The sequence below is a fragment of the Pseudobythopirellula maris genome (assembly GCF_007859945.1).
GTDB lineage: Bacteria > Planctomycetota > Planctomycetia > Pirellulales > Lacipirellulaceae > Pseudobythopirellula > Pseudobythopirellula maris.
Genome location: NZ_SJPQ01000002.1, coordinates 811715 through 838075, shown reverse-complemented (window position 1 = coordinate 838075; position 26361 = coordinate 811715). Strand labels below are relative to the sequence as shown.

The following is a 26361-nucleotide window of genomic DNA, read 5'->3' as shown; positions in this document are numbered from 1 at the left end:
TAGCACCCAAGCACGATGCCCCAGCGACGCCTGCTCGTCACGTCCGCCCTGCCCTACGTGAACGCCGACATCCACCTCGGCTACATGGTCGAGGCGATCCAGACCGACATTTGGGTGCGGTTCCAGCGGCTCACGGGGGCGCGGTGCGTCTACGTCTGCGCGGACGACACGCACGGCACGGCGACGATGATCCGCGCCCGCCGCGAGGGCCGCAGCGAGGAGGAACTGCTCGCCGAGGTGCAAAAGGCCCACGAGCAAGACCTGCGCGACTTCGGCATCTCGCTCGACAATTTTCATAGCACCCACAGCGACGAGAGCCGCGCGCTGTGCGGCGAGATCTGGGGCAAGATCCGCGACGCCGGGCTCGTGAAGAACGAGCGCGTCGAGCAGCTGTTCGACCCCGAGGAGGGCGTTTTCCTTGCCGACCGCTTTGTCCGCGGCACGTGCCCCAAGTGCGGCGCCGAGGACCAGCCGGGCGACAACTGCAGCAAGTGCGGCGTGGCTTACTCGCCGGCCGACCTGATCGACCCGGTGAGCACGCTCAGCGGCGCGACGCCCGAGCCGCGCGAGGCGGACCATCTGTTCATCGAGCTCGAGAAGCTGCACGGCTTCCTCGAGGAGTGGAGCCAAAATTCCGGCGCGCTGCAGGGCGAGATCGCCAACTACCTCAGGGGCCACTTCCTTGGCCCGCCCGAGAAGCCCGAGCCGCTGCGCGACTGGGACATCAGCCGGCCGGCGCCCTACTTCGGGTTCGAGATCCCCGACGCGCCGGGCAACTACTGGTACGTCTGGTTCGACGCCCCGATCGGCTACATGGCGAGCACCAAGCAGTGGTGCGACCGCGAGGGCGAGAATTTTGATGATTGGTGGCGGTCGGACGACTGCGAGGTGCACCACTTCATCGGCAAGGACATCACCTACTTCCACACGCTGTTCTGGCCCGGCATGCTCAAGACGGCCGGCTTCTCGCTGCCGACCAAAGTCCGCGTGCACGGATTCCTCACGGTCGACGGCGAGAAGATGTCCAAGAGCAAAGGGACGTTCGTCAAAGCGCGGGCGTACCTCAACCACTTGGACCCGGCGTACCTGCGCTACTACTACGCAACGAAGCTCTCCAGCCGCGTCGACGACTTCGATCTGAACCGCGAAGAGTTCGTCACGAAGATCAACACCGACCTAGTGGGCAAGGTGGTGAACCTGGCGAGCCGCTCGGCGAAGTTCGTCCAGCAGACCGGCCTCTCTAGCGAGTACCCCGACGACGGCGGGCTGTTCGAGCACGCCGCCGCTCAAGGCGCCGAGATCGCCGCCGCCTACGAGCGAACCGACTTCAGCCAGGCGATGCGGCTCATCATGGCCCTGGCCGACCGGGCGAACCCGTTCGTCGAAGAAAACAAGCCGTGGGAGTTGCGCAAGGAGACCGACCAGACGCAGCGGCTGCAAGACGTTTGCACGATTGCGATCAACCTTTACCGGCAGATCGTCGTCTACCTGACGCCGGTGCTGCCCGAGTTGGCGGAGAAGACCGGCAAGCTGCTGGGCGAGCCGATCACCCACTGGGACCAATCGCAAACGCCGCTCACCGGCACGCCGGTGGCGAAATTCAAACACATGATGACCCGAGTCGAACCGGAGAAGGTGCAAGCCATGATCGAAGAGTCCAAAGAAGACGCCGCAGTCGCAGCCGAGTCGACGGCGTCAGCCGCCGGCGCCTCGGACCAATGGAACGACGGCCCCGAGCCGCTCGAGGCCGAGCCCTTGGCCGAGGAGTGCGTGTTCGACGACTTCATGAAGGTCGACCTGCGGATCGCCCGTGTGATCGAAGCCAACCAGGTCGAGGGCGCCGACAAGCTGCTGCAGCTCACCCTCAGCCTCGGTGGCGGCGAGACACGCAACGTGTTCGCCGGCATCAAGAAGGCTTACGAGCCGGAGAAGCTCGTCGGCCGCCTCGTGATGTACGTGGCGAACCTGGCGCCGCGCAAGATGCGTTTCGGCATGAGCCACGGCATGATCGCCGCCGCCGGCCCGGGGGGCGAAGAGGTGTTCGTCCTCTCGCCGGACGAGGGCGCCAAGCCGGGGCAGCGGGTGCACTGAGCTAGGGCTCAGAAAATGACCGTCGCTCAGAAATCGCCGAACGGGTCTTCGCCGCCAAAGGGGTCATCGCCGCCGAACGGGTCGGCCGCGTTGAACGGGTCTTCGGCGGCCGGCTCCTCTTCGGCTGGCTCTTCCACGACAGGCTCTTCCGGCTCGTCGGCGGTGAAGGGCTCCTCTTCCTCTTCGATCACGGCGAAGGGGTCGTCGGCGATGGGGGCGTCGGCGGGATCGTCGGCCGCCGGCTCATCGGCGGCGGGCGTCTCGGTCGCGGCGTCGGCTTCACCTTTTTCGGGCGACTTCTCGTGCAGGCACTGCAGGTAGCCGCTGTCGGTGAGCAGGAACAGGCGGTCGTTCTCGTCGTTGCGGACTGTGTTGAACGACTCGCCAACCGAGCGTCGTGAGACGACGCGGCCGGTCTCGCGGTCGAGCACAACGAGCGCCCCTCGGCGGTCGATGGCGTGCACCCGCTTGTCGCTGGCGCTGACGAAACGCTCGATGCCGGACGTGTGCCACAGCATCTCGCCGGTGGCGGCGTCGAAGGCGTGCATCGAGGGGGCGTCGGTCAGCAGGTAGACCCGTCCGTCGATGGCGTGCGGGCCGTGCGAGACGATCTCGCCCACCACGCCGCGCCAGCGTTGCTGGCCGCTTAGCTGATCGAGGGCGTGCAAGTAACCGTTGCGAGTGGCGATGTAGACCATCCCGCCCAAAGGCGCCGGGGGGGCGACGATCGGCGAGTCGGTTTCGTATCGGAAGGCGGCCCCGCTGCGATCGCTGGCGACGGCGAACAGCTCGCCGCTCGTGTTGGCGAAGAAGACCCGCTCTTCGCCCACGGCGCCGGGGTAGAACAGGTTGCCGGAGGCTTGGTACGACCAACTCCTGCCCTTATCGCGGTCGATGGCTAGCGCCTCGATGCGGCCGTCGATGAGCGGAACAAAGACTGAACCGGCGGCGATCACCGGGCCCGCTCCCGGGGCGCCCTTGAGCGGCGCGTGGAAACGTTCGCGGCCGTTGGCGGAGTCGAACACGTAGAGCGTCGTGCCGTTGACCACGGCCACGTCCTCACCCTGTGCGGCGACGCCCAGGCTGGGAAACCGCGGGTCGCCCAGCCGGGTAGTCCACAAGCTGGCGCCGGTAGCGGTGTCGACCGACTGCAGCACGCCGGCGGTCGAGAGCACGTACAACCGATCGCCCGCGAGCGCCGACTGGGCCACGCGGCTGCGCGACGTGTCGATCGGCGCCTGGGTCGACCAATCGCGGTCGAGCCCGAGGTAGGCGGCCGCGTCGGCGCTCACGAGAGCGGCGTGCGCTGCGGCCGAGGAACCCGCCGCGATGGCGAGGGCGAGAAATACTTTGCGGAAGGCTCGGTGCATGGGGTGCTTCATCGTGGCGCTAGTCGGTGCTTGTCGGCAGGGCGTGGGGAGGGCGTCGAGGGGGCTGCTCGCCAAGCCTCCATCATAATCGCCCGCGACGACGACTGCACGCAACGACACGGCCCGAGGGTGTTGCGGGCGCCCCAACGGGCGGTTGTGCGGCCTGCGCGGCTCCTACGGGGGGCGAGCGGCGCTAGACCCCCCGAGGCGCTATCCCGTAGAGTGGGAGCTGATTGCGAGACGGTTGGCCCTTCGGAAAGGCCAGCCGGGCGGCAGAGCCGGCCCGTGGGCCAGGCGACGGGAGCGGGGCGGCGGAGCGAAGGCGCCGCGCCTCTCGGCTGCTTCTTCGAGCCGCCACTATTTTTATCACCAACGAAGCGGGCGCCGCAGGCGACGACAGAGCATGGCAGCCGGAGAGATCTCGCCGAACGACGCGCAGCGCGAGTTGCTCCGCGAGGCGGCCGGCTACCTGAATTTCTCTTCGGGGGCGACCGACGGCAAGTTCCTCCGCGCGATCAACGAACTCCACTCGGCCATCGAGCAGGCGTTGGTGGCGAGCCACGAGCCGGGCGAGCCCGATGTCGACTCGCTCGCCACGCTGGTCGCATGGCTCGGCGCCCGGGTCGACGAGCTGGCGGCCGAAGGGGGCGCCTTCGCCGACGCCACCCAGGCCCGCGCCGTGGTCGGCATGCTCGCGCCGTTCCGCGAGTCTTACCAGCGGTTCCACAGCGACCTGCTGTGGCGTCGCACCGGCCGGTCGCTGTTCCGGCCGCTGTTCATCGGCCGCACGTTCGAGGCGTTGCTGTCGCAGGGACCAACCTGGGAGCAGCCCGAACGCATCATCGATCGCGCCCGCGACCAGCTGGACGACTACATCGGCTACCGCCCGATCGCCGTGCTCGAGGGCGACCAGAAGGTCGAGCCGTACCGCCACGAGTGGATCCGCCCCTGCCCGCTCTACATCGAGTCGGCTGGCGTGTCGCACGGGCCTTACAGCAACATCATCGCCGGGACGATCGAGATCCTCCACGCGACGGACGACACGATCTTGCGCGACGCGTGGTTTGACCCCGCGCTCATGGAGGAGCTGGCCGTCGACCCGCGGGCCTACGACTTCGACCACCCGGTGAACAAGCGGCCCAACTACCACTTCGGCCAGTGGGACCCGAACCGGATCGACCAGAACGGCTTTTACCGGCGGTTCGTGTTGCAGCCGGTCGTGCTCGAGGCGCTCGCCAGCCGCGTGGAGAGCGCGAGCGCCGACCGCAGCGGCTGCAGCTTCGACCGCGGCGAGCTCGAGTTCGAGGCGGCCGCCGTGCTGGCCGGCACGATGCTGATGGCGTCGGGCACGTGCGGCTCGGGGCCGACGGCGCACGACTCCGACACGACGCTCGCCACGCTGCTGCCGCACATCGCCCGCTACCGCGACAACTTCTACGACGACCTGCTGGCCCGCGCCGAAGGGGCCCATGGCGAGCGGTTGCGCGCCGAGGCCGAGCGTCAGCGGCAGCCGTTTGCCGGCGCGCGGCAGCACCTGAACCAAGAGATGGCCAACCGCCGCGCGGTGCAGTTGCAGCACGTTCACCTGGCGCAGGTGTTCGCGCGGATGGGCTACCCCGAGGCCGCCATGGAGCAGGCCCACACGGTGCGGGTCGCCTCGGCGCGGATGCTCAGCGAGATCTACTGCCGGCTGACCGAGGGGCACCACGCGATCGACGCCGGCGACGTGGCCGCCGTTACGGAAACCTTGCCCGAGATCGAGTCGCTGCTGCACCGCGCCATTGAGTGTGGCGCTTTGGTCGACCCCTGGAACGTGATCGGCTTTGGCGGCAACTTCAGCCTGTTCCCGGCGCTCGAGAACACGGTGCACGACTACCGGGTGGACGACCTAATCGTGCTCGTCGAGCAGGTCGTGGACCTCTGCTCGCGGGCCTGGACCGAGGCCGCCGCACGCGACGACGAGGGGCTCGAGAAGTCGTTCGAGACCACCCTGCACCGGCTCTCCAGCTGGTGGGACCAGTTCGCCACGCCGATGGTCAGCGACGTGCGCCGCTTCTACGCCAAGGAGACCGAGATCTCCACGAACCTCGTTGCCGGGGCGCTCAACGCCTGGCACAAGGCGGGCTCGGCTGCGGGCGACGTGAGCTTTTGGGGCATGTTCGTCGACCAGTTCGACTCGCCCAAGGCGTTCCAGCTGGTGATCGAAGCGCTCCTGGAGCAGGGCGACCGGGTGGCGTCGATGGCGCTGATGATGCGGTGGCTCTGCCAGGTGGAGCACACCCCGCTCGAAGACGGCGACGCCTCGTTCCACCCCTTGGCCGAGCGCTGGCTGCGCATGACCGAGGCCTACGAGCGCGAGAGCGGCGAGGACCAGTGGCCCGCCGTCGAGCGGTTCTTCGCCCACCTCGAGGCCAACGCCGAGGAGATGTGGCACGCCCCCGAGTTCGAGTACGGCGAGGGCTGGGAGAGCGACCTCGACTCCGACCCGCTCGACGACCTGCTGGGCGACGGCGAGGACGACGACCTGGCCGACGCCTTCGAAGAGGGCGACGAGGACGATTACGGCCAGGGGACGCTCGGCGCCGACTTCTCGGACACGGGCTACGACGCCCCGTTCGAGGACGACGAGGAAGAAGACCGCGACCTGTTCGGCGCCGCCTACGACGACATGACGTTCGAGGACAGCAGCGACGACGGCATGCAGGGACCGGTGTTCGACCCGGACGCGGACGACGAGACCGATTACGAGCTCGAGGCCGAGGCCGAGCGTCTGGAAGAACGGCTCGACTTCCTGCGCACCGTCGCGGGGCTCTGGAAACACGCCGCCGTGGCGTGGGGCGTCGGCGGCGCCGACGCCGACGGCCGCCGCGCAGCGCTCGCCGGCTGGGAACGTGAGGCCACCGAGCGGGTGGCCCGGCTGGGCGAGTTGCTCGAGGCGGTCCACACCCACCAGATCCCGCAGCCGCGCGGCGACCACGAGTCGATGGTCGCCTACGACCGGCGTCGGTCGATCAAGGACACGATGGTCGAGATGGTCATCGCCGCCTGCGTCGAGATGTCCGACGCGGGCCGCCTGCTCCGCGCGGCCGCGAGCAACGGCGCCGCGGCTACGCGTGAAGAGAAGACCTTGCTCGGCCAAACGATCGCCGTGCTGCGGGGCGTGTTGCGGGGCGACGCCGACGCCGTGCGCAGCCGCTGGGGCGACTTCACCGCCGCGCTCTTGGAGCGCGAGCTGCTCTACATCCCGCTCAGCAAGGGGGGCGACCCACGCCGCATCGTCAACGCCCGCGCCACGCACCAGCTGATCCACGACCTCCTGGGCTGGCTGCCGCGGCTCGGCATGGTCCGCGAGACGTGCGAGCTTTTGGATGTCGCCCAGCGGATGGAGGTCGACCACCCGGTCGGCCGCGGCGCCGTCACCGAGTACGACCGGCTGTTCGAGAACGGCTACCAGGCGATCGTCCGCTGCCTCGTGGCGTCGGCCGACGCGTGGGACGCCTCGGAGTCGGGCATCCTGGCGGGCGACTCGGCGAGCGGCGTGAAGCCTTCCGACGGCCTGCTCGTGCAGGCGCTGCAAGACCTCACCGAGTCGCAACTCGAACGCTGGCTGCGTCACAGCCGCACCGTGCGGCTGAGCGTGGTCGAACGGCTCGGCTCGAAACGCGAGTGGCTGCGGTTCGTCGACTTCGTCAAGCGTTTCGGCGCCGACCTGTTCACCCAGAAGTTCCTGAACCTCAGCAACCTGCGGGCGATCTTGCACCAGCGGGTCGGCGTTTGGCTCGACAACATCACCGAAGACGAGGAAATGGAGGAGATCGTTCTCTTCCAAGAGCTGGGCAAGGGGATCACCCGCGAAGAGGCCGCGCCGCTGCTGGCCGTGGCCATCGAGGCGGTCGTGGAGAACTACCGCGAGTACCGCGACTACAACGTCACGACGACGATGTCGGACCACGGCGAGATGCTGTACGTGTTCGTCGACTTCTTGCGGCTCCGCAGCGGCTACGACCGCGTGGTCTGGAACCTGACCCCCGTGTTCCTCGCCCACAAGATCCTCGTGCGCAAGCAGCGGCACGAGGCGGCCGAGCTGTGGCGCCGCGCCGTCGCCGAGCGGACCAGCGAGGCGGCCGACTCGCACAGCCAGGCTTACCACAAGATGTGCGAGGCGTACGGCATGCGGCTCTCGAGCGTGGCGGAGCGGATCGCCGAGCGGTTCGTCCGTCCGCTGACGATCGACCGGCTGCGTGCGCTCGTGGGGGCGGCGATCGACCAGTCGGCCCACCGCCAGGAGGGCGCCTCGCCGGTGTTTGACGTCATGCGTGAGGAGATCGAGGCGCTGATGCAAGAGCCGTGCGGCGCCGGGCTCGACGCCCCCGACTGGATCACGGCGCTCGAGGACGAGGTCACCATCGTCCGCCAGCAACGCCGCCACCAGCTCAATCCCGAGGAGTACCTGCCGCGGATCGACCAGGTGCGGCTCAGCTGGACCGAGGTGCAGAAGCAGCTCTCCGAGGCGCCGCAGTAGCCCCGATCACGCCGCCAAAGAAACCGGCGCGCCTGGCGAGCCGGCGGGCGTGAGCCCCCGGAAGGCAGCAGGCACACGCTCGGCGTCACGGAAAATACAGACTCCAGGGGGCTTACGCCGCTCGGCACGCCTCTCACGCCTCGTTGCAGGCGTTTGTGCGTTTCCTCTTGACCCCCGTCCCCTTTCTGCCGGACGATTACGGGGGTCGATATAAAATAATCTTCCGCCACGGATGGTGTGTTATGCCACGAATCGTTGCTGGGGCGTGTGTCGCGCTCTTCCTGTCAGCCGGCGCCGCCCCCGCGCAGCGTTTCAGCCCGGTCACCCCCGCCGCGGCCGAGGCGCCCCTGGCGACGCCCGCCGCCCGCTCGGCGACCTTCGGCCGACGCTACGCCCGCCAAGGCGACGTGGTCGAGCAACGGATCACGGTCAAGATGAACCTGCACTCGGTCGCAAGGCAAGGCGAGCGCGTGGTCGAAGAACTCGACATGACCATGGACCGCGTGCAGCGACGCGAGGTCACGGCCGCCGAGGTGGTCGACGGCCAAGCGATCGCCGCCGTCGCCCGATTCGTCGAGTCGCGAAAAACGCTCAATGGCGAACCGGGCGACGCCGACCCGATCGCCGGACGCACTTACCACTGCCGCCGCCAGGGCGAGCAGCTGCGCGTCACCACGCCCGCGGGCGACACGCCGCCGCTCGAGGAGTTCCGTCTCGTCTCCGAAAGCATGGCGACGCTCGGCAAGCCGAACCCGCTGGGGGCGTTCCTCGCCGGCCGCACGGTGCGTACGGGCGAAACGCTCAACCTGCCGCCGGAGATCGCCAAGCAGCTGCTGAGCTTCGACGGCGAGATGGGCGCCGTCGAGCGGTTCACCTTGCGGCTTGTCGCGGTCGAGCAAGGACCCGCAGGCCCCGCAGCCCGGTTCGAGGGCGAGATCGAGGCCTCCGGCGCCCGCGGGGCGCAGATGCGGCTGGTGGTCGCCGGGCCCGTGGTGATCGATGCAGCCACCTGCCGCACCCTCACGGCGGAGCTCTCGGGGCCGCTCGGCATGAGCGAGTCGCGCGGCGGGGTGGGCATGCGGTACCAGGTCGATGCGACGGGCAAGATCGTAGTGGCGATCGAGTCGCAGTACGCCGACGCCCGCTGAAATTGACCAAGATCGTCCTCTCCGCGGCGAAGAGCACTCGCCGCAACGATTGCGCCTTGTCCCTGCACCCGCTAGGCTTCTGCGGCGCGGTGCTGCTTTGCCCGATCGCGAAGCGAAGGTCTATAATGACGACATGCGGCAAGGCCGCCACGCTTCATCCGAGGGAAGGCGACATGCGGCTCGCTCCGCTGAACACGAAATCGACCCCGCGCACCGCGCGGCTTGCGTGGGGGCTCACGCCGTCACTGCTGCTGGCGCTGCTCCTCTGGGGTGGGCTCGCCAGCGGCCGCGCGACGGCCCAAGACGCCGCCGAGCCGCCCGTTGCCGGCCAGCCCGCGACTCTGCCGGCCAGGGTCGTGCGGGTGGCGTTGCCGATCGTTGGCAACGACGACCGCACGCTGCAAGGACGCTTGCAGCGTGCCGTGACGCAATTGACCGAATCGCCTAGCGTCGACGGCCGCCGGCCGGTGCTCGTGGTCGAGTTGCGGCCGACCGAGGCGGGCGAGGGCCGCGGCGCCGGCACGGCGTTCGAGCGGGCCGTGTCGATCGCCCGCTTCCTGGTGAGCGACGAGCTCGCCGCCGTACGGACCGTGGCTTACATTCCGCAGTCGCTCGAGGGGCACGGCGTGCTGGTGGCGTTGGCGTGCGAAGAGATCGCGATCGACCCGACCGCCGAGTTCGGCCGCGCGGGCGCCGACGAAGATCCGGCCAAACCGATCGAGCCGGGCGTCGCGGCTCTCTACCGCCAGATATCCGAGCAACGACGCACTGCGCCGGTGGCCCTGGCGCTCGGCATGGTCGACCCGCGGCTCGAGGTGCTGCGTGTCGAGACCGAGGGGGGAGTGGAGTTTGTCACGCGCGCCGAACTCCAGACGCTGAGCGAAGAGCAAACCGTGGTCGACGAGCAGGTGCTCGTCCCCGCCGGTTCGTTGGGCGTGCTCACGGGTCGCGAGGCCCGCGAGCTCGGCGTGGCGCGCTACCTGGCGCCCGATCGGGCGACCTTGGCCCGCGTGCTCGGCGCCGCCGAGGCGGACGTCAGCGAGGACCTCTCGCTGGTCGCCGAGTGGCGACCGGTGATGGTCGACCTCGCCGGCCCGCTCACCCCCGCCGTGGTCAAACGCACCCAAACGTTGCTCGGCGAGGAGATTGCCCGCGGCTCGAACTGGATCGGCTTGCGGATCGACAGCCCCGGCGGCGACTGGCGGAACTCGCTGCAACTCGCCCGGACGGTCGCCGACCTGCGTGAGGCGGAGGCGCGTGTCGTGGCCTACGTTCCCAACGAGGCGGGCGCGGGCGCCGCGCTCGTTGCGCTCGCTTGCGATCAGATTGTCATGCACCCCGGCGCCCGGCTGACAGGGGTGGCCCGGGTGGCCGAAGAGGTCCCCGATCCCGCCGGCGACGAGAACGCCGACGGCGGCCGCAATCTCAAACGCGAAGCGGCGGACGATGAGCCCGCCGACGCCGTCGCCGCCAACGAGGCGGCCGCCGACCCGCCGCTGGGCCGTGCCGAACTCGAGTCGATCGTCACGACGCTCCGCGAGTCGCTCGCCGAGCGGACCGGCCGCACCTGGTCGTTGCTCTCCTCCGTGGTCGATCCCGCGCTGGAGGTGCGGCGTTACAGCCACAACATCAATGGGGCTCAGCGGGACTTTTGTCCCGAGGAGCTCGCCGAGCAGCCCAACCCCGACGACTGGCGGGTCGGCGAGGTGGTCACCGAGGCGGGCGAGCCGCTCGCGCTCGACGCCGAACGGGCCGAGCGGCTCGGCGTCGCCTGGGCGGTGGTCGACAGCGTCGACGGCCTCGCGCGGCTCTACGGCCTCGAGTCGGCGCCCCGCACCGCCGAGCCCAACTGGGCGCTCGAACTGGTCGAGGCGCTCGCGTCGCCCGGCTTCGCCGCGTTGCTGCTGGTGGCCGCGATCGCCGGGATCTACCTGGAGCTCAACACGCCCGGCCTCGGCATCGGCGGGTTTATCTCCGCCGTCGCCTTCATGCTGTTCTTTTGGAGCAAGTTTCTGCACGGCACGGCCGACTGGCTCGAGGCGTTGCTGTTTATCGTTGGTCTGATGTTCATCCTGGTCGAGATCTTCGTGCTGCCGGGGTTTGGCATTTTTGGGCTGGGGGGCGGGGCGATGGTGATCGCCGCCTTGGTGCTGGCGAGCCAAACGTTCATTTTGCCGCAAACCGAATCGCAGCTCGATCAGCTGCGTGATTCGCTCAGCGTGGTGGCCGGCTCGGCGGTCGGCTGCCTGGTGGTGGGGCTCGCGCTGCGCAAGTACCTGCCCCACTCGCCGGTGTTCCAGAGGCTCACCCTCGCCGGCGGCGAAGAGGCCGACCGCATCGAGCAAGAACGCCGCGAAGCGATCGCCGACTACACCCACCTCGTCGGCCAACGGGGCGAAGCGACCACCTCCTTGTTGCCCTCCGGCAAGGCGGAGATCGACGGCGAACTGGTCGACGTGATGGCCGACGGCGGAGCGATCGACCGCGGCGCGCGGGTCGAGGTCGTGAAGGTTCAGGGGACGCGGGTGCTGGTGCGGCAGGTGTGAGACATCCCGAAGTTCTCACCCCGCCGTTCTCCGCTACACTGTTGTTGTCCGCCGTATCTTCCGACCGCCGCCTCCCGAATCCTTCCCCCCGTGCAGCAATGAATCTGCTCGACGACCTCTCGATCGCCACGCTGCTGATGATCATCGGCAGCCTGTTGATCGTGGCCGAAGTCTTCTTCCCGTCGGGGGGCGTGCTGGGGTTGTTCGCGGGGCTCAGCCTCGTGGCGTCGGTTTATTACGCCTACTTGTCGGGCGGCATTTTCCGCGGCGTGTTGTTCGCCGGGATGGAGGCGATTGTCGTGCCGACGGCCGTTTACGCGGCGTTCACCTACCTGCCCTACACCCCCCTAGGCAAGCTGCTGCTCGGCTCGGCGCCGACGAGCGACGAGGTCCGCAACGACGACGCCCGCCACGCGCTGGAGGGCCGCATCGGGCTGGCCAAGTCGAAGATGCTCCCCTCGGGCGTCATCGAGATCGACGGCGAGCGTCTCGACGCGATCAGCCAGGGCCAGGCGATCGACCCCGGGCAGGCGGTCAAAGTGATCGAGGTGCGTGGCAACCGGATCATGGTCCGCCGGGCCGAGCAGAGCGAACTCGCCACCGCCGAGGAGACGTCGGTCGACCCGCTGGCCCGCCCCGCCGAGACGCTGGGGCTGGGAGACTTCGATTTCGACACAGACTCACAATCAAGCTGATCGCTGCAGGGAACGCTCTGCGTGGCGTTCCGAACCCCGGCGGGCAAGGCTGTCCCTGAAAGCACTGGCGGAAAAGCGTGTGTCCAGGGCCGGGACGCCACGGAGGGCGTTCCCTACAGAAGCCCGGCAACACCGCGGAGGGCGGTCCCTCTTGCGGCCTTGTTTCCCGTGGCAAGCACGCCTCCGAGCTTGAAGCCCCGGCTGCGGGCGTCTACAAACAACAGTAGCCAAGCCCCGCTTGGCGCCGCTCTTCGGTCACCCCACGCAGACACTTCCCTATGGCCACGCACCCCATGCCGCTCCTCGCCCAAGGGATCCTCAACGACTCCCGCCTGTGGATCGTGCTGACGATCGGCGCGCTGATCGCCGTGCTGGTGTTCATCGCGATCTTGGCGCGTTTCTTCCGGCTCTACATCCAGTCGATTACGACCGACGCCGGCATCGGGCTCTTCGACCTCCTGCGGATGACTTTCCGCAAGGTGAACCCCACCGTGATCGTGCGTAGCAAGATCATGGCCGTGCAGGCCGGCATCACCGAAGAGGAGGGCGTCACGACCAAGGGCCTCGAGGCGCACTACATGGCGGGCGGCAACGTGCCGCTCGTGATCCGCTCGATGATCGCGGCGCGCAAGGCCAAGATCGTCGAACTCGGCTTCAAGCAGGCCACCGCCATCGACCTGGCCGGCCGCAACATCCTCGAGGCGGTGCAGACGAGCGTCTACCCGCGGGTGATCGACTGCCCGGCCAAGGGGAGCAAGCGGCCCTCGCTCGACGCGATCGCCAAAGACGGCATCCAGCTCAAGGTGAAGGCCCGCGTCACGGTCCGCGCGAACCTCAACCAGCTGATCGGCGGCGCCACGGAGGAGACGATCATCGCCCGCGTGGGCGAGGGAATCGTCTCGGCGATCGGCTCGGCCGACAGCCACAAGGAGGTGCTGGAGAATCCCGATCGTATCACCAAGGCGGTGATCGATCGGAACCTCGACTCGCAAACGGCGTTCGAGATTGTGTCGATCGACATCGCCGACATCGACGTGGGCGACAACGTCGGCGCCCGCCTCCAGGCCGATCAGGCCGAGGCCGACACCCGCGTGGCCCGCGCCCAGGCCGAGGGGCGCCGGGCGATGGCCGTCTCGCAAGAGCAGGAGAACCTCGCCGGCATCGAAGAGAAGCGAGCCAAGCTCGTCGAGGCCGAGGCCGAGGTGCCTCGCGCCATGGCCGAGGCGTTCCAGACCGGCAAGCTGGGGATCCTCGATTACTACAAGATGAAGAACGTGCAGGCCGACACCGACATGCGCGAAGCGATCGCCACGGGCGGGAAGTAAACGTTTCTCTTCGCCCACGGGCGAGGGAGTTAATCCATGACGCTCACACAGCTCCTCACCGTCGACCCGCTCGCCGCCGGCTTCCTGCAAGCCGGGCTGCTCGACGTGCTCGCGCCGTTCTTGTTCGTCGGCTTCATCCTGATGCGGCACATCCTTACGGCGATGAGCGAGGCCCGCGAGGCTAAGCGGTTGCAGGAAGCGGACGAGTTGGTCGAGCTGCGCCCCGAGCGGCGCGAAGGCAATCAGCGTGACGAACAGCAGCGCGACGCCAACCAGGCCCAAGCGGCCGCCGGCCGGCCCCAGCCGACGCCCGAGCAGAAGCAGCTGCGCAGCGAGGTGGAAGACTTCCTCAAGCAGTTAGGCCACGAGCCCAAGAAGAAGGCCGACCCGCCGCAGCACGGCCAATCGCAACACACCCAGCCGCCGCGTCCGCAGCCGCAGCCCGTTGTCGTGGAGAAGCCCCAACCGCGCAAACCGCGGATCGAGGTGTTCAGCAGCGATCGCAACGACGCGCCCCGCGGCGCCGCGGCCGAGGCGGCTTCGGTCCGCCGCGCTGCGGACCAGGACGACCTACGCCGCCTCGCCGGCCGGAAGGACAAAGAACTCAGACGGAAGCAGATGAGCCGTCTTCCCGAGAGCCAGCTCGCCGAGCAGGCGGCGCACCTCGGGGCCAAGATCGCGATGGCCGACGACCACGCCGCCGAGCGGGTCCACGCCAAGTTCGACCACCAGATCGGCAACCTGTCGCACGACGCGGTCGACTGGGACTCGCGCGACGACCCCCCGCCGCCGGCGACCATCGCCGAGCAGCTCGTCGCGCAGCTGCGCAGCCCTGCGGGGATACGCCAGGCGGTGGTTCTCAACGAAGTGCTCACCCGCCCCACCGACCGCTGGTAAGCGGCTTGGGCCCCACGGGACGTGGCGTGCGTCCAAGGCTCCCGGCGACTGCAAGTCGCCGGCTGTCGCCGAATTGTTGACGTGGCGCCTTCTCTGGTCGCGTTTGGGACCTGTTCTTCGGGCGCCGGGGCCGGTTGATGGGCCTTCTGGCGGCGTGCTACGCTGGAGCGATTTTACCCGCCCCGCCCGCCCCGCCAGAACGCCCACAAACGCCGTGCCCAAACGCGAAGACCTCAAGAAGATCCTGCTGCTCGGCTCCGGCCCGATCGTCATCGGCCAGGCGTGCGAGTTCGACTACTCCGGCGTCCAGGCGTGCAAAGCGCTCAAGGAAGAGGGTTACGAGGTCGTGCTCGTCAACTCGAACCCGGCGACGATCATGACCGATCCGTCGATGGCCGACCGGACCTACATCGAGCCGCTCACCTGGCGGGTCGTCGAGAAGATCATCGAGCGCGAGAAGCCCGACGCCCTGCTGCCGACCCTCGGCGGCCAGACCGCGCTGAACCTAGCGATGGACCTCGACGCGAACGGCGTGCTCGAGAAGCACGGCGTCGAGATGATCGCCGCCAACGCGGACGTAATCGACAAGGCGGAGAACCGTGAGCGGTTCAAGGCCGCGATGGACAAGCTCGGCCTGGGCGTCTGCAAAGGCATGACGGTCCAGACCCTCGAGGCGGCCCGCGAGTGGATCGATCAGATCAGCCTGCCGGCCATTATCCGTCCCAGCTTCACCATGGGCGGCTCGGGCGGCGGCATCGCCTACAACCGCCAAGAGTTCGACGACATGGTCCGCCGCGGCCTCGACCTCTCGCCCACCACCGAGGTGCTGATCGAAGAATCGATCCTCGGCTGGAAAGAGTACGAGATGGAGGTCATGCGCGACGCCGACGACAACGTCGTGATCATCTGCGCGATCGAGAACTTCGACCCGATGGGCGTACATACCGGCGACTCGATCACCGTGGCCCCGGCGCAAACGCTCTCCGACAAAGAGTACCAGCGGATGCGCGACGCCTCGCTCGCCGTCATCCGCGAGATCGGCGTCGAGACCGGCGGCTCGAACATCCAGTTCGCGATCAACCCGGATGACGGGCGGATGATCGTCATCGAGATGAACCCCCGCGTGAGCCGCTCTAGCGCGCTCGCGTCAAAGGCGACCGGCTTCCCGATCGCCAAGATCGCCGCCAAGCTCGCCGTCGGCTACCGCCTGCACGAGCTGCCGAACGACATCACGCGCGAGACCACCGCCTGCTTCGAGCCGGCGATCGACTACGTCGTGACGAAGATCCCGCGCTTCGCGTTCGAGAAATTCCCCGAGGCCGACGACACGCTCACCACGCAGATGAAGAGCGTCGGCGAGACGATGGCCATCGGCTCGACGTTCAAGGAGAGCTTCCAGAAGGCCCTGCGCGGCCTGGAGGTCGGCGCCTTCGGCTTCGGCAGCGACAAGAAAGACCTGTGGGGCACGCCCGAGCAGCCGGACGAGGACGAGATCCAGGAGCGTCTCTCTCGGCCCTGCCCCGAGCGTGTGTGGTACCTGCGGTACGCAATCAAGGCCGGCATGTCGCCCGAGCGGCTGCACGAGATCACGGCGATCGACCCGTGGTTCCTCGACCACCTGTACGAGATCGTGGAGACGGAAGACGCGCTCCGCGAAATCGGCGATCTGTCGAACCTCAGCGACGAGGCGTTCCGCCGCGCCAAACGCCACGGCTTCGCCGATCGCCAGATCGCCACGATCTTCGGCCGCAGCGAGACCGAGGTCCGCGCCGAGCGGCTCAAGCGAGGCATCCGCGCCGCCTACAAGGCGGTCGACACCTGCTCGGCCGAGTTCGAGGCCTACACCCCCTACTTCTACTCGACCTACGAGACCGAGGACGAGACCCCGGCCAAGGGCGACAAGAAGCGGATCATGATCCTCGGCGGCGGGCCGAACCGCATCGGCCAGGGGATCGAGTTCGACTACTGCTGCTGCCACGCCAGCTTCGCGATGCGCGAGCTCGGCATCGAGTCGGTCATGGTGAACTCGAATCCCGAGACCGTTTCGACCGACTACGACACGAGCGACCTGCTGTTCTTCGAGCCGCTCACCGTCGAAGACGTGCTCAACATCTGCGACCGCGTGCAGCCCGACGGCGTGATCGTGCAGTTCGGCGGGCAGACGCCGCTCAACCTGGCCCGCGCGCTCCAGGAGGCGGGCGTGCCGATCATCGGCACGCCGGTCGACGCGATCGACGCCGCCGAAGACCGCGAGCAGTTCCAGCAGCTACTCGAGCGGCTGAACCTCCGCCAGCCGGCCAACGGCATCGCCCGCACGATGGACGAGGCGCGGCTGATCGTCGAGCGAATCGGCTACCCCGTGCTCGTGCGTCCCAGCTTCGTGCTGGGCGGCCGGGCGATGGAGATCTGCTACGACGCCTCGCAGCTCGACCGCTTCGTCGCCGCGGCGTTCCTGGCGGCCGAGGGCCAGCCGGTGCTGATCGACAGCTTCCTGGAGGGGGCGACCGAGGTCGACGTCGACGCGATCTGCGACGGCACAGACGTCGTCGTCGCGGGCGTCATGGAGCACATCGAAGAGGCGGGCGTCCACTCGGGCGACTCGGCTTGCGCGATCCCCGCCTACAGCCTGCCCGGCCCGGTGCTCGCCGAGATCCGCGCGGCGACCGTCGCGATGGCGATGGACCTGGGCGTGGTGGGGCTGATGAACGTGCAATACGCCGTGCGGTGGGAGACGGATGAAGGGGCTAGCAGCGAGGGGCTAGGGGCTAGCGACGCGCTCGGCGCCGCAAGCTCCGCCCCCGGCGCGTCCCCTAACCCCCAGCCCCCAACCCCTAGCCCCTCCACGGCGAAGCCGGTCCTTTACATCATCGAGGTCAACCCACGGGCCAGCCGCACCGCCCCGTTCGTCTCGAAGGCGACCGGCCTGCCGGCCGCCAAGGTGGCGGCCAAGGTGATGGCGGGCGTGTCGCTCAAGGAGCAGGGCGTGACGAGCGACCCGATCCCGGCCCAGGTGTCGGTCAAAGAGGCGGTCTTCCCGTTCATCAAGTTCCGCGGCGTCGACATCGTCTTGGGCCCCGAGATGCGCAGCACCGGCGAGGTGATGGGCGTCAGCCCGCGGTTCTCGATGGCGTTCGCCAAGAGCCAGCTCGCCGCCGGCACGGTGCTGCCCGAGAGCGGCGCGGTGTTCCTGAGCGTCGCCCCGAAGCACAAGCCGCGCGCCGTGGAGCTCGCCAAGGAGCTCAAACGCTTGGGCTACGACCTGCTGGCCACGGCCGGCACCTGCGCGGCGCTCGCCGAGGCCGGCGTCGAAGCCGAGCGCGTCAAGAAGATCAAAGAGGGCCAGCCGAACCTCTTGGACCTGCTGACCGACGAGCGCGTCGCGCTGGTGATGAACACCCCGGTCGGCAAGGGCGCTCGCACCGACGAGGGCCGCATCCGCGCCGCCGCCACGGCCGCCGGCGTGCCGTGCCTCACGACGATCGAGGCGGCCGAGGCGGCCGTCCGCGCGATGGCCGCGCTGCGTGAGGAGGAGATGGAGGTGGAGAGCTTGCAGGAACGGTTTGGGTCGGGGCCGACGGTGGTTTAGTACGTGAAACAACAGCGTTTATCCGTGCACACTCCCCGCGGCGAGTAGTCGAGGAGCCTCAAACACGTGACAATTAACTCAATAAGCTCCAAGCCGCTCTGTGTTGTTCTTGACACAAATATCTGGATCAGAGAGTTGCTTCTCCAATCCTATGTTGGGAAGTCGCTTGTTTATGCCATCAGACGACGCCATGCGCAGATCGGATTCCCTCAAATAGTTGAGGGCGAAACCGTGCAACACATGTTGAAGCATGCCCAGGACGCCGCCGATTCTATATCCGACAAAGGCAGAGTGTTGAGTGCATTATCTGAGGGGGAATTCACTTTCTCGCAGCCTGAGCAGTCCGAGCTTGAAGCGGTGATTCACGACCGTATCTCCGACCTCAATAAAATCCTTGTTAGAGTTCCATTTACTCACGAACATGCGATAGCAGCGCTGGACATGGTTGAGCGCAAGTTGCCCCCCAACGGTGACAAGAATCAACAATTCAAGGACTCAGCCATCTGGCAAGCTGTACTCCAACTTTCTAAGAGCTTGTCCAATAAGGGCGATATCATAGCCGCTTGACCATGAGGTGGATCATCGCAATCTGGACGAAGGCGGTGTCGCTCTCGACGGTCCGTTCGAAGCTTTTGGCGAGGCGGCGTGATCGGTTCAGCCAGCCAAAGGTCCGTTCGACGATCCAGCGTTTCTTCTGGAGTACGAACTTACCGCGAGGCCGCGTGACAATCTCGACTGCCCAGAGCCATTTCACCCACGCCCAATCAACGACCGAGCGGTACGCCGTGTCGGCCCAGATGACCCTGGGGAACTTCACCGACTCACGGAACGCTTTGAGGGCCAGCTTCGCCCCGTCGCGGTCCTGCACGTCGGCGGGCGTGACGACCAAGGACCAGACCAGCCCGAGCGTGTCAACGACAACGTGCCGCTTGCGGCCGAGAGCTTTTTTTCCCGGCGTCGTAGCCACGCGGCCCGCCTTGTTCGGTCGTCCTGATGGTCTGGCTGTCGAGCACTGCGGCGGAAGGCTTCGCCGTCCGGCCCGCCTTCTTGCGAACTCGGTCGCGGAGCTTCTCATGGACCCGCTCCCAGGTCCCATCGGCCTGCCACTTACGAAACCAGTGGAATACGATCCGATAGGGCGGCAGGTCGTGCGGCAACGCACGCCAGGTGCAGCCGTTGCGGGTGACGTACAGGATCGCGTTGATGATCTCACGCTTCGTGTACTTCGACGGCCGACCGGTGGCGGCGTCAACGGGAACCCAGGGCTTCATCCGTCGCCACTGGTGATCCGTCAAGTCGGTTGGGTAGGGCTTCCTGCTCATACCGCGGAGGGTAGTGACTGCGGCGAATCACTCATATAGCAGTTATTGGACAACCTCTAAAGAGCATGACGTTCACTTCGTCAGCGCTGACAAAGGGTTTTGCAAGAATCGGAATTCAACCTCTCCGCAGCTCGCCGACAACCTATCTAGCGACTGTAGCCTGCTTGGCACCAGCATTACATTCCATACTAATCTCCCGGAATGCTTAGACGCTATTCGTGGGCAAGCACCAAAACTCGACACCGAAGAATTCAAAGACGAACTAGTTGATTTCGCGTCAAAAAAGATTTCTCCGTATGCGCAGAAGAATCACTGCGAACTTAGGGACTTGCTGCACGCCGAAATTGAGTGCTTTGAATTACCAGACCCGGATTCGGTTGCAATTGACTTTATTTTCGTATTTTCTACTTACCCGCTTCTTGCAGGGTATTCAACTATAGATGGGGAAAGTACGGTGACAGCCCATGGAGGTTGCCTGTACTCCAAGTCGTCTGGTGGATGCCTATCCGACTGCTTCCTGGGGGCAGCGACATTTATGTCAAGGTTTGCGAGTGGCGGCGCTATCACATCTAGCTATGAGTTTTCTCGTGATTTACCTGAGGACAATTTTCCGCGTCCTATTCCCGATAAATACATGAACTATTGAGTCCAGTGAGCGGCTGACGCCTGGCGTAGAGTGCCCGGGGTCGCAGCGGAGCGGAGCCCCCGGGGAATCACCAAACGGCTCAATCCGGGGGCTGCGGCTAACGCCTCCGACCCCGGCCACCCCTGTGCGTCGCCGTCAGCACCAATGGGGCGTTCTACCTAAGGGCCGGCGTAGTATGCCCCTTCTGGGATCGGTGCAAAGCTTTCCCCCTCGGTCCCAGGGCGATGCCCTGGGCTATCGTAGAGCGGCCCTTCGGGCCGGAAGCGGCTAGCCTCGATATGCAAGAACGGGCAACTCCCTTTGCCGCCCCGCATGTCCGATTGATCGGCGCCCGCGCATAAAAAAGGCCTGTTGGCCACGCCCTGCCGCGTGGCCAACAGGCAAAATAAGAACTCAGTGGGGACTTCCTGCCCTGCCTCAAGCGATCCGTTGCGACTGCGTCCTGTAACTAAAGCGCACGGGGGGCTAGGAGATTACACGACCCTAAGATAAATCTGGGGTTCCAGGCGGCTTGAGATGCTAGCAACGTGGCGACACGCCCGGCGCCGGGGTGCCCGGGGTCGCAGCGAAGCGGAGCCCCCGGGTAATCACCAATCGGCTCAATCCGGGGGCTGCGGCTGACGCCTCCGACCCCGGCCACCCTACGCGGCGTCAGTAGTCAGTCCCAATGGGGGCCCGATATGTCAGCCCAGGGCAAAGCACTGGGTGATCGGCCAAGATCTTGGCCCCAAGCGGGTGGCGCCGGTTCTTGAACCGGTGTGGCGGAGCCACAAGAAGCCGTCGCAAGACGCGGCATGATTCGTGGCTTTCCCTGTGGCCACGCCCGCCGCGATGCTTCTTGTCGCCTGCGGCGACCCAGGTTTGAAAAACCTGGGCGACCCATGATCCCACGAGCCCACGACCCACGGCCGAGCGGGGGTGGGCGGGCGTCGCGGAGCCGGTCGCCGTCTGGGCAAAAAAAACCTGTTGGCCACGCGTTGCCGCGTGACCAACAGGCTGTAAGAACCCAGTGGGGACTTCCTGCCCTGCCACAAGCGATCCATTGCAACTGTGTTCTGTAATCAGAGCACCGCAGCGGACGATTGGATTACACCCGGCGATGCTTTAGTTGGGATTACGCCTTACGCTAGCGTTCGCAGAGCGTTGACCTGGCTGCAATTCGACCATCGTGCTCGTCGCGCCGTCATGGTTCCCTACGCCAGCTCCGCCGCGTAGGCGTGCAGCGCCGACTCGTCGCCGGTGTGCCAGAACAGGACCGTCTCGTCCTCGCCGAACGCGCCGCGGCGGACCAGGTCGATCATCGCTCCCGCCGCGCGGCCGGTGTAGACCGGGCCGAGCAGCAGGCCCTCGCTCTGGGCGAAGAGCCGGATCGCCTCGCGTTCCGGGTCGCCGACCACGCCGTAGCCGCCGCCCAGGTAGTTGTAGTTGGTCGCGAAGTCGTCGGTCGTGAGGCGTATCTCGGACTCGAGCAGCTCGGCGGCGCCGTTGGCCATGCCGCACACGCCTTCGATAAACTTCTCGTCGGAGTCAGCGTCAGCAACTTGGTCGATGCTGATCGCCGTCACCTTGCCGGTGAACCCGGCGAGCCGAGCGCCGAGCACCACGCCCGCTTGCGTGCCGCCCGAGCTCGTGGCGAGCAGCAGGTGATCGACGCGCAGGTCGCGCTCGGCGAGCTGCCCCACGAGCTCGAACATCGCCGCCACGTAGCCGACGGCGCCGAGCGGCGTGGAGCCGCCGACCGGGATCACCCGCGGCCGCTTGCCCGCCGTGCGGAGTTCTTCGGCCAGCTCGTCCATGCGGGCGTTGCGGCGCTCTTTGGGGGTCCAGTGCAGCGTGGCGCCGAGCAGCAGGTCGAGCAGCGAGTTGCCGATGGGCGGCTGGTCGTCGCCGCCGAGCACCAAGTGGCACTCCATGCCGGCGATCGCCGCGGCGGCGGCCGTTTGGCGGCAGTGGTTCGATTGCGGCCCGCCGGCGGTGATCAGCGCGTCGCACCCCGCCGCCTGCGCGTCGGCCACCAGGAACTCGAGCTTGCGCGTCTTGTTGCCGCCCGTGGCGAGGCCGGTCAGGTCGTCGCGTTTGACCAGCAGCCGCGGGCCGCCGAGCAGCCGCGTGAGCCGCGGCGCCTCGTCGAGCGGCGTCGGCAGCTTGCCGAGCCGCAAGCGCGGCAGGCGGTCGAGGGCTTCGGGCGTGGCTGGCATGGCTTCTCGCGATTCGTCGATTGGCGGCGTCAGGCGGGCGATTTTATCGCATCCGAGAGGGCGCCACTACCTGCGCCGCCGTCTCTCTCCTATGCGCTAGCGATCCATCCCGACGAGCGCCGCGCGATAGAATCGCAGCAGGTCCCACTCCTTTGCTCCGCAGGGCGTCATGCACCGATCGAACCTTTTCTTCCTGCTCATCGGCCTCGCGCTGACCGGCTCGCCCGCGGCGGCGGCCGAGCGGCCGAACATCGTGCTCGTCTTCAGCGACGACCACGCCTACCAGGCGATCAGCGCGTACGGCTCGCGGCTCAACCGCACGCCGCACATCGACCGGCTGGCGGTCGAGGGCGCCAGGTTCGACCGCTGCTACGTGACCAACTCGATCTGCGGCCCGAGCCGCGCCGCGGTGCTCACCGGCGCCTACAGCCACGTCAACGGCTACTACGGCAACAGCCGCAAGCGGTTCGACGGCTCGCAACCGACCTTCCCGAAGCTGCTGCGCGAGGCGGGCTATCAGACGGCGATCGTCGGCAAGTGGCACCTGGGGTCCGACCCCACGGGGTTCGACCACTGGGACGTGCTCGTCGGCCAGGGGCCGTACTACAACCCGACGATGTTGGCGAACGGCGAGCGGCTCCGCCGCACCGGCTACACGACCGAGATCATCGGCGACCTGTCACTCGACTGGCTCCGCGAAGAGCGCGACCCGGAGAGGCCGTTCCTGCTGATGTGCCAGCACAAAGCGCCGCACCGCAACTGGCAGCCGGGGCCGGGCTACCTCGACCGCTACGACGACGTCGAGCTGCCGGAGCCCCCGTCGCTCTTGGAGGATTACTCGCGTCGCGGCCGGGCGGTGCGTGAGCAGGACATGACGATCGCCGAGACGATGAACGACAACGACCTGAAGCTCTCGCGCCAGGCGGGCTTCGCCCCCGAGCAGCGCGCGGCGTGGGACGCCGCCTACGGGCCGAAGAACCGGGCCTTCCGCGACGCCAACCTCACGGGCGACGACCTCGTGCGCTGGAAGTACCAACGCTACATGAAGGACTACCTGCGTTGCGTCGACGCGGTGGACGACCAGGTTGGCCGGCTGCTCGATTACTTGGACGAGGCGGGCCTGGCCGACAACACGATCGTGGTCTACGCCTCGGACCAAGGCTTTTACCTCGGCGAGCACGGTTGGTTCGACAAGCGCTGGATGTACGAGGAGTCGTTGCGCACGCCGCTGCTCGTCCGCTGGCCGGGGGTCGCGGCGGCCGGCTCGGTCGAGCGCCGCATCGTGTCGCTCATCGACCTGGCGCCGACGTTCCTCGAGGCGGCCGGGGTCGAGGCGCCCGAGCGCGTGCAGGGCGCCTCGTTGGCGCCGCTGCTGCGCGGCGAACCGGCCGACGGCTGGCGTGAGTCGTTCTACTACCACTACTACGAGTACCCGGCATGGCATTACGTCAGGAAGCATTACGGCGTGACCGACGGCAGCATGAAGCTGATCCACTTCTACGAGCCGGAGGTCGACGAGTGGGAGCTCTACGACCTGGTGAACGACCGCGACGAGGTGGTCAACCAATTCGACAACCCAGCCTACGCCGCCGAGCGGCTGCGCTTAGAAGCAGAGCTACAGCGGCTGCGAGCCGAGCTGAAGGTTCCCGACGAAGACCCGCCGGGCCTGCCGACCACGACCAGAGCGCCGCGGGTGCGAACGCCAACGGCGGCGCGATGATCCCTCTCCGGGGACGGGCGCATCGCGGGTGCGCCTCAAGGAGGCATGCGTCACGCCTTGGTTTCTTTACCTGGTCCCCATGCCGCAATCTAGAGCGGTTTGCTCATTGGTGTAGACGCTCGGCTCGCGATTGGCGTCATGGCTTCGTCAGCCTGCATCGACAATGCACCGCATTGCCTGCTTCGGCTTCCTCGCCACGCCGCCAATCGCTTCCCCGCTCGTCCACACCAATTCGAATACCACTCTAAGCCGGGTCGGAATCGCTGGATTTCTCGAGGGCCTCGATCTCGCGGGCTTTTGACAGGGCCGAGGCGACCAACCCGGCGGGGGTCGCCACCACTCCCAGGCCCCCGACCAACACCAGGAAGGTGAACGCCCGACCCCCACTGGTCACCGGGACCACGTCGCCGTAGCCCACGGTCGTGAGTGTCGCCACTGCCCACCACAGCGCGTGGAACACCGAGGCGAACGCCTCGGGCTGGGCCTCGTGCTCGAAGTGGTGGATGCCGACCGCCGCCAAGTAAAGCAGGATCGTCGCTCCGCAAAAGAAGAGCACCAGTTCTTCCCAGGCGATCCGCAGGGCGAGGTGCAACCGACGCACCGCGGCGTTGTAGCGGGCGAGCTTGAGAAGCCGGAACAACCGCAGCAGCCTGAGCGCGCGTAGCGCGCGGGCGTCGAAACCAAGCGACAGGAGCGACGGCAGAAAGGCGAGCAGATCGATCACTCCGAAAAAGCTGCCGGCGTAAGCGAGCGGACGCTGCGCGACAGCCAGCCGCAACCCGTACTCGGCGACAAACAGCATGGTGGTCGCCGTTTCGATCGCACCCAAGGTTTGCCGCGCCCAGGGCGAGAGCCCGGGCAGTGTTTCGAGCGAGTAGGCGACCAACGACACCAAGATGACCGATTGCACGGCGAGGTCGAACGCCCGGCCGGCGGCGGTGTCACTGCGTTCAACGATGACGCGGAGGGACTCTTTCATGACGGACAGCGTACCGTCCGCGCCGCGGAGATTCTCGCCAGAAGACCGAGCGAATCCAAAGCCACGTGACGGGATGGCCCGTTGAGGGTAAGGGGGCCCCTCGCTGGTAGGGAGGCGACAAACTGTCACACAACGACCGAAGCCGAGGAAAAACTCGGGGTTTACAGTGTCTGCGGCTTTGGGAGGGGCGCCCGGCCGCGCCGAACCCCCACGACCCTCGGCATGTGGGGAATACGCATGCTAGATATTAAATGTGGCTGGGTGGACGCCGTGTCCCCCGGACGCTGCTTTTCCGACGGCTCTTCTCCCAAGAACCCCCCCCTCCCCTTAAGAAGCGGTCTGCGTTTTCTCGATAGCGCCGGCGCCGCGGGCAATTCTATGGAAGCCATAGCCACCTACAGCGCGCTTGTTTACGACGACGATCCACGACGGCGAGCGGTGACGTGCGAAGCGCTCGAAAGAGTCGGGTTCAGCTGTCGGGGCTCCGGCCGGACGGCCGAAGCGAAGAAGCTGATGCACGGCGTCGATCACGACCTGGCGGTCGTTGACGTGCGTGCGGCCGAGCGACGGCAACTCGCGGTGCTGGCGGCCGCGGTCGCTCGCGCACCGGGCGCCAAGACCGTCGCCATCACGAACGCCGGCAACCCGGACCTGATGCGCAAGCTCTTCGCCTACGGTGTGGACGAGGTCGCGATCGCGCCGATCGATATGAGCGGCTTTGCCATGAAGGCGTTGTCGCTGTTCGAGATCGATCGCTGGCGCGCCGAACTCAGCACGCCGCTCGGAGCGGAGAGCCCACAAGACCTGCTACGCCGCATCGAGAAAACACTGCTAAGCCGGTCGGACGAGCTGGGCGGCTGCTACGACGCGGTGTTCGACCAAGAGGGCGACGCGGGCGAGCCGCCTCTGGGCATCTACGAATTTATCGAGAGCTACAACTCGCCGAGGTCCGCTTCGGGGAGCCTGTGGCTGCGGACCACGGGAGAGCAGCGTGAGTTCGCCCGCGTGACGACACGGACCTCGACCGAGAACGTGCCGGTCACGAAGCATGGCGAGTGCGCCGGGGAGGGATTCCGGGCGATCCTGTGCGACATCTCGGAGGCGGGCGCACTGATGATTCATACCCGAGCGGTGCCGCTCACCAACTTGGCGATGCGTTGGTATTGCGTGACCAAGAACCTGCGGGTCACGGTGCCGGCTCATGTGGTGCGTTGCGAATCGATCGGCCGTTTCTACGAGGTAGGGGTGCGGTTCGACTGAGGCTGGGTGGGGAGAGTGTCGCCCCGGGTGGGGGCGCAAAAAAAGCGGCCCCGGGT

The 26361-nt window shown here is 67.2% G+C and carries 16 protein-coding genes; 11 read left to right on the top strand and 5 right to left on the bottom strand.

Translation table 11 applies throughout. The features are described 5' to 3' along the window. The first annotated feature begins 15 nt into the window (after positions 1-15). Complete coding sequence (gene metG / locus Mal64_RS11060; RefSeq protein ID WP_146400066.1) at positions 16-2091, top strand: methionine--tRNA ligase; 2076 nt, start codon at positions 16-18, stop codon at positions 2089-2091. 26 nt (positions 2092-2117) lie between these two features. Here the strand turns inward: metG and Mal64_RS11055 are convergent, their stop codons facing one another. After that, on the bottom strand, positions 2118-3473 hold the full coding sequence (locus Mal64_RS11055) for an outer membrane protein assembly factor BamB family protein (protein ID WP_146400063.1): 1356 nt from the start codon (positions 3471-3473) through the stop codon (positions 2118-2120). A gap of 391 nt (positions 3474-3864) precedes the next feature. Here Mal64_RS11055 and Mal64_RS11050 point away from each other — a divergent pair, with 391 nt between their 5' ends. From Mal64_RS11050 to Mal64_RS11020, 8 genes are all read left to right on the top strand, one after another. Further along, positions 3865-7983: a hypothetical protein gene (locus tag Mal64_RS11050; protein ID WP_146400060.1), complete on the top strand. Its 4119-nt coding sequence runs from the start codon at positions 3865-3867 to the stop codon at positions 7981-7983. Positions 7984-8225: 242 nt separating this feature from the next. After that, positions 8226-9131 (top strand): hypothetical protein, encoded by a 906-nt coding sequence (locus tag Mal64_RS19815; RefSeq protein ID WP_197525663.1) that lies wholly within the window; start codon positions 8226-8228, stop codon positions 9129-9131. Positions 9132-9304: 173 nt separating this feature from the next. Then, entirely contained in the window at positions 9305-11677 is a 2373-nt protein-coding gene (locus Mal64_RS11045; protein ID WP_197525661.1) for an NfeD family protein, read from the top strand. Positions 11678-11775: 98 nt separating this feature from the next. After that, positions 11776-12372, top strand: a complete 597-nt coding sequence (locus Mal64_RS11040; protein ID WP_146400056.1) for an NfeD family protein — start codon at positions 11776-11778, stop codon at positions 12370-12372. A 293-nt stretch (positions 12373-12665) separates the two neighbouring features. Beyond that, positions 12666-13697 (top strand): flotillin-like protein FloA, encoded by a 1032-nt coding sequence (floA, locus tag Mal64_RS11035; protein ID WP_231993664.1) that lies wholly within the window; start codon positions 12666-12668, stop codon positions 13695-13697. A gap of 36 nt (positions 13698-13733) precedes the next feature. Beyond that, positions 13734-14594 (top strand): hypothetical protein, encoded by an 861-nt coding sequence (locus tag Mal64_RS11030; RefSeq protein WP_146400052.1) that lies wholly within the window; start codon positions 13734-13736, stop codon positions 14592-14594. Between the two features lie 214 nt (positions 14595-14808). Continuing rightward, positions 14809-18180: a carbamoyl-phosphate synthase large subunit gene (gene carB, locus Mal64_RS11025; RefSeq protein ID WP_146400050.1), complete on the top strand. Its 3372-nt coding sequence runs from the start codon at positions 14809-14811 to the stop codon at positions 18178-18180. Between the two features lie 66 nt (positions 18181-18246). Continuing rightward, positions 18247-18747 carry a PIN domain-containing protein gene (locus Mal64_RS11020; RefSeq protein WP_146400048.1) on the top strand — a complete coding sequence of 167 codons (501 nt, stop codon included), beginning with the start codon at positions 18247-18249 and terminating at the stop codon, positions 18745-18747. Here Mal64_RS11020 and Mal64_RS20450 read toward each other — a convergent pair. The 3 genes from Mal64_RS20450 to Mal64_RS11010 all read right to left on the bottom strand — a co-directional run bounded on the left by Mal64_RS20450 (position 18734) and on the right by Mal64_RS11010 (position 22346). Next, the gene (locus Mal64_RS20450; RefSeq protein WP_391570420.1) at positions 18734-19147 is read right to left on the bottom strand and encodes a transposase; all 414 of its coding nucleotides are present in this window, start codon (positions 19145-19147) and stop codon (positions 18734-18736) included. The two genes, Mal64_RS11020 and Mal64_RS20450, sit on opposite strands and share 14 nt — an antisense overlap. Then, on the bottom strand, positions 19092-19502 hold the full coding sequence (locus tag Mal64_RS20445; protein ID WP_391570419.1) for an IS5 family transposase: 411 nt from the start codon (positions 19500-19502) through the stop codon (positions 19092-19094). The genes Mal64_RS20450 and Mal64_RS20445 overlap by 56 nt, the downstream gene beginning before the upstream one ends. Positions 19503-21341: 1839 nt before the next feature. Beyond that, entirely contained in the window at positions 21342-22346 is a 1005-nt protein-coding gene (locus tag Mal64_RS11010) for a D-cysteine desulfhydrase family protein (protein ID WP_146400044.1), read from the bottom strand. A 169-nt stretch (positions 22347-22515) separates the two neighbouring features. On the opposite strand from Mal64_RS11010, the gene Mal64_RS11005 reads away from it, so the two are divergent. Next, positions 22516-24066, top strand: a complete 1551-nt coding sequence (locus Mal64_RS11005; protein ID WP_146400042.1) for a sulfatase family protein — start codon at positions 22516-22518, stop codon at positions 24064-24066. A gap of 244 nt (positions 24067-24310) precedes the next feature. Here the strand turns inward: Mal64_RS11005 and Mal64_RS11000 are convergent, their stop codons facing one another. Beyond that, complete coding sequence (locus tag Mal64_RS11000; protein WP_146400040.1) at positions 24311-25045, bottom strand: ion transporter; 735 nt, start codon at positions 25043-25045, stop codon at positions 24311-24313. A 378-nt stretch (positions 25046-25423) separates the two neighbouring features. On the opposite strand from Mal64_RS11000, the gene Mal64_RS10995 reads away from it, so the two are divergent. Then, positions 25424-26305, top strand: a complete 882-nt coding sequence (locus tag Mal64_RS10995; protein WP_197525660.1) for a PilZ domain-containing protein — start codon at positions 25424-25426, stop codon at positions 26303-26305. The last annotated feature ends 56 nt before the right edge of the window (positions 26306-26361 follow it).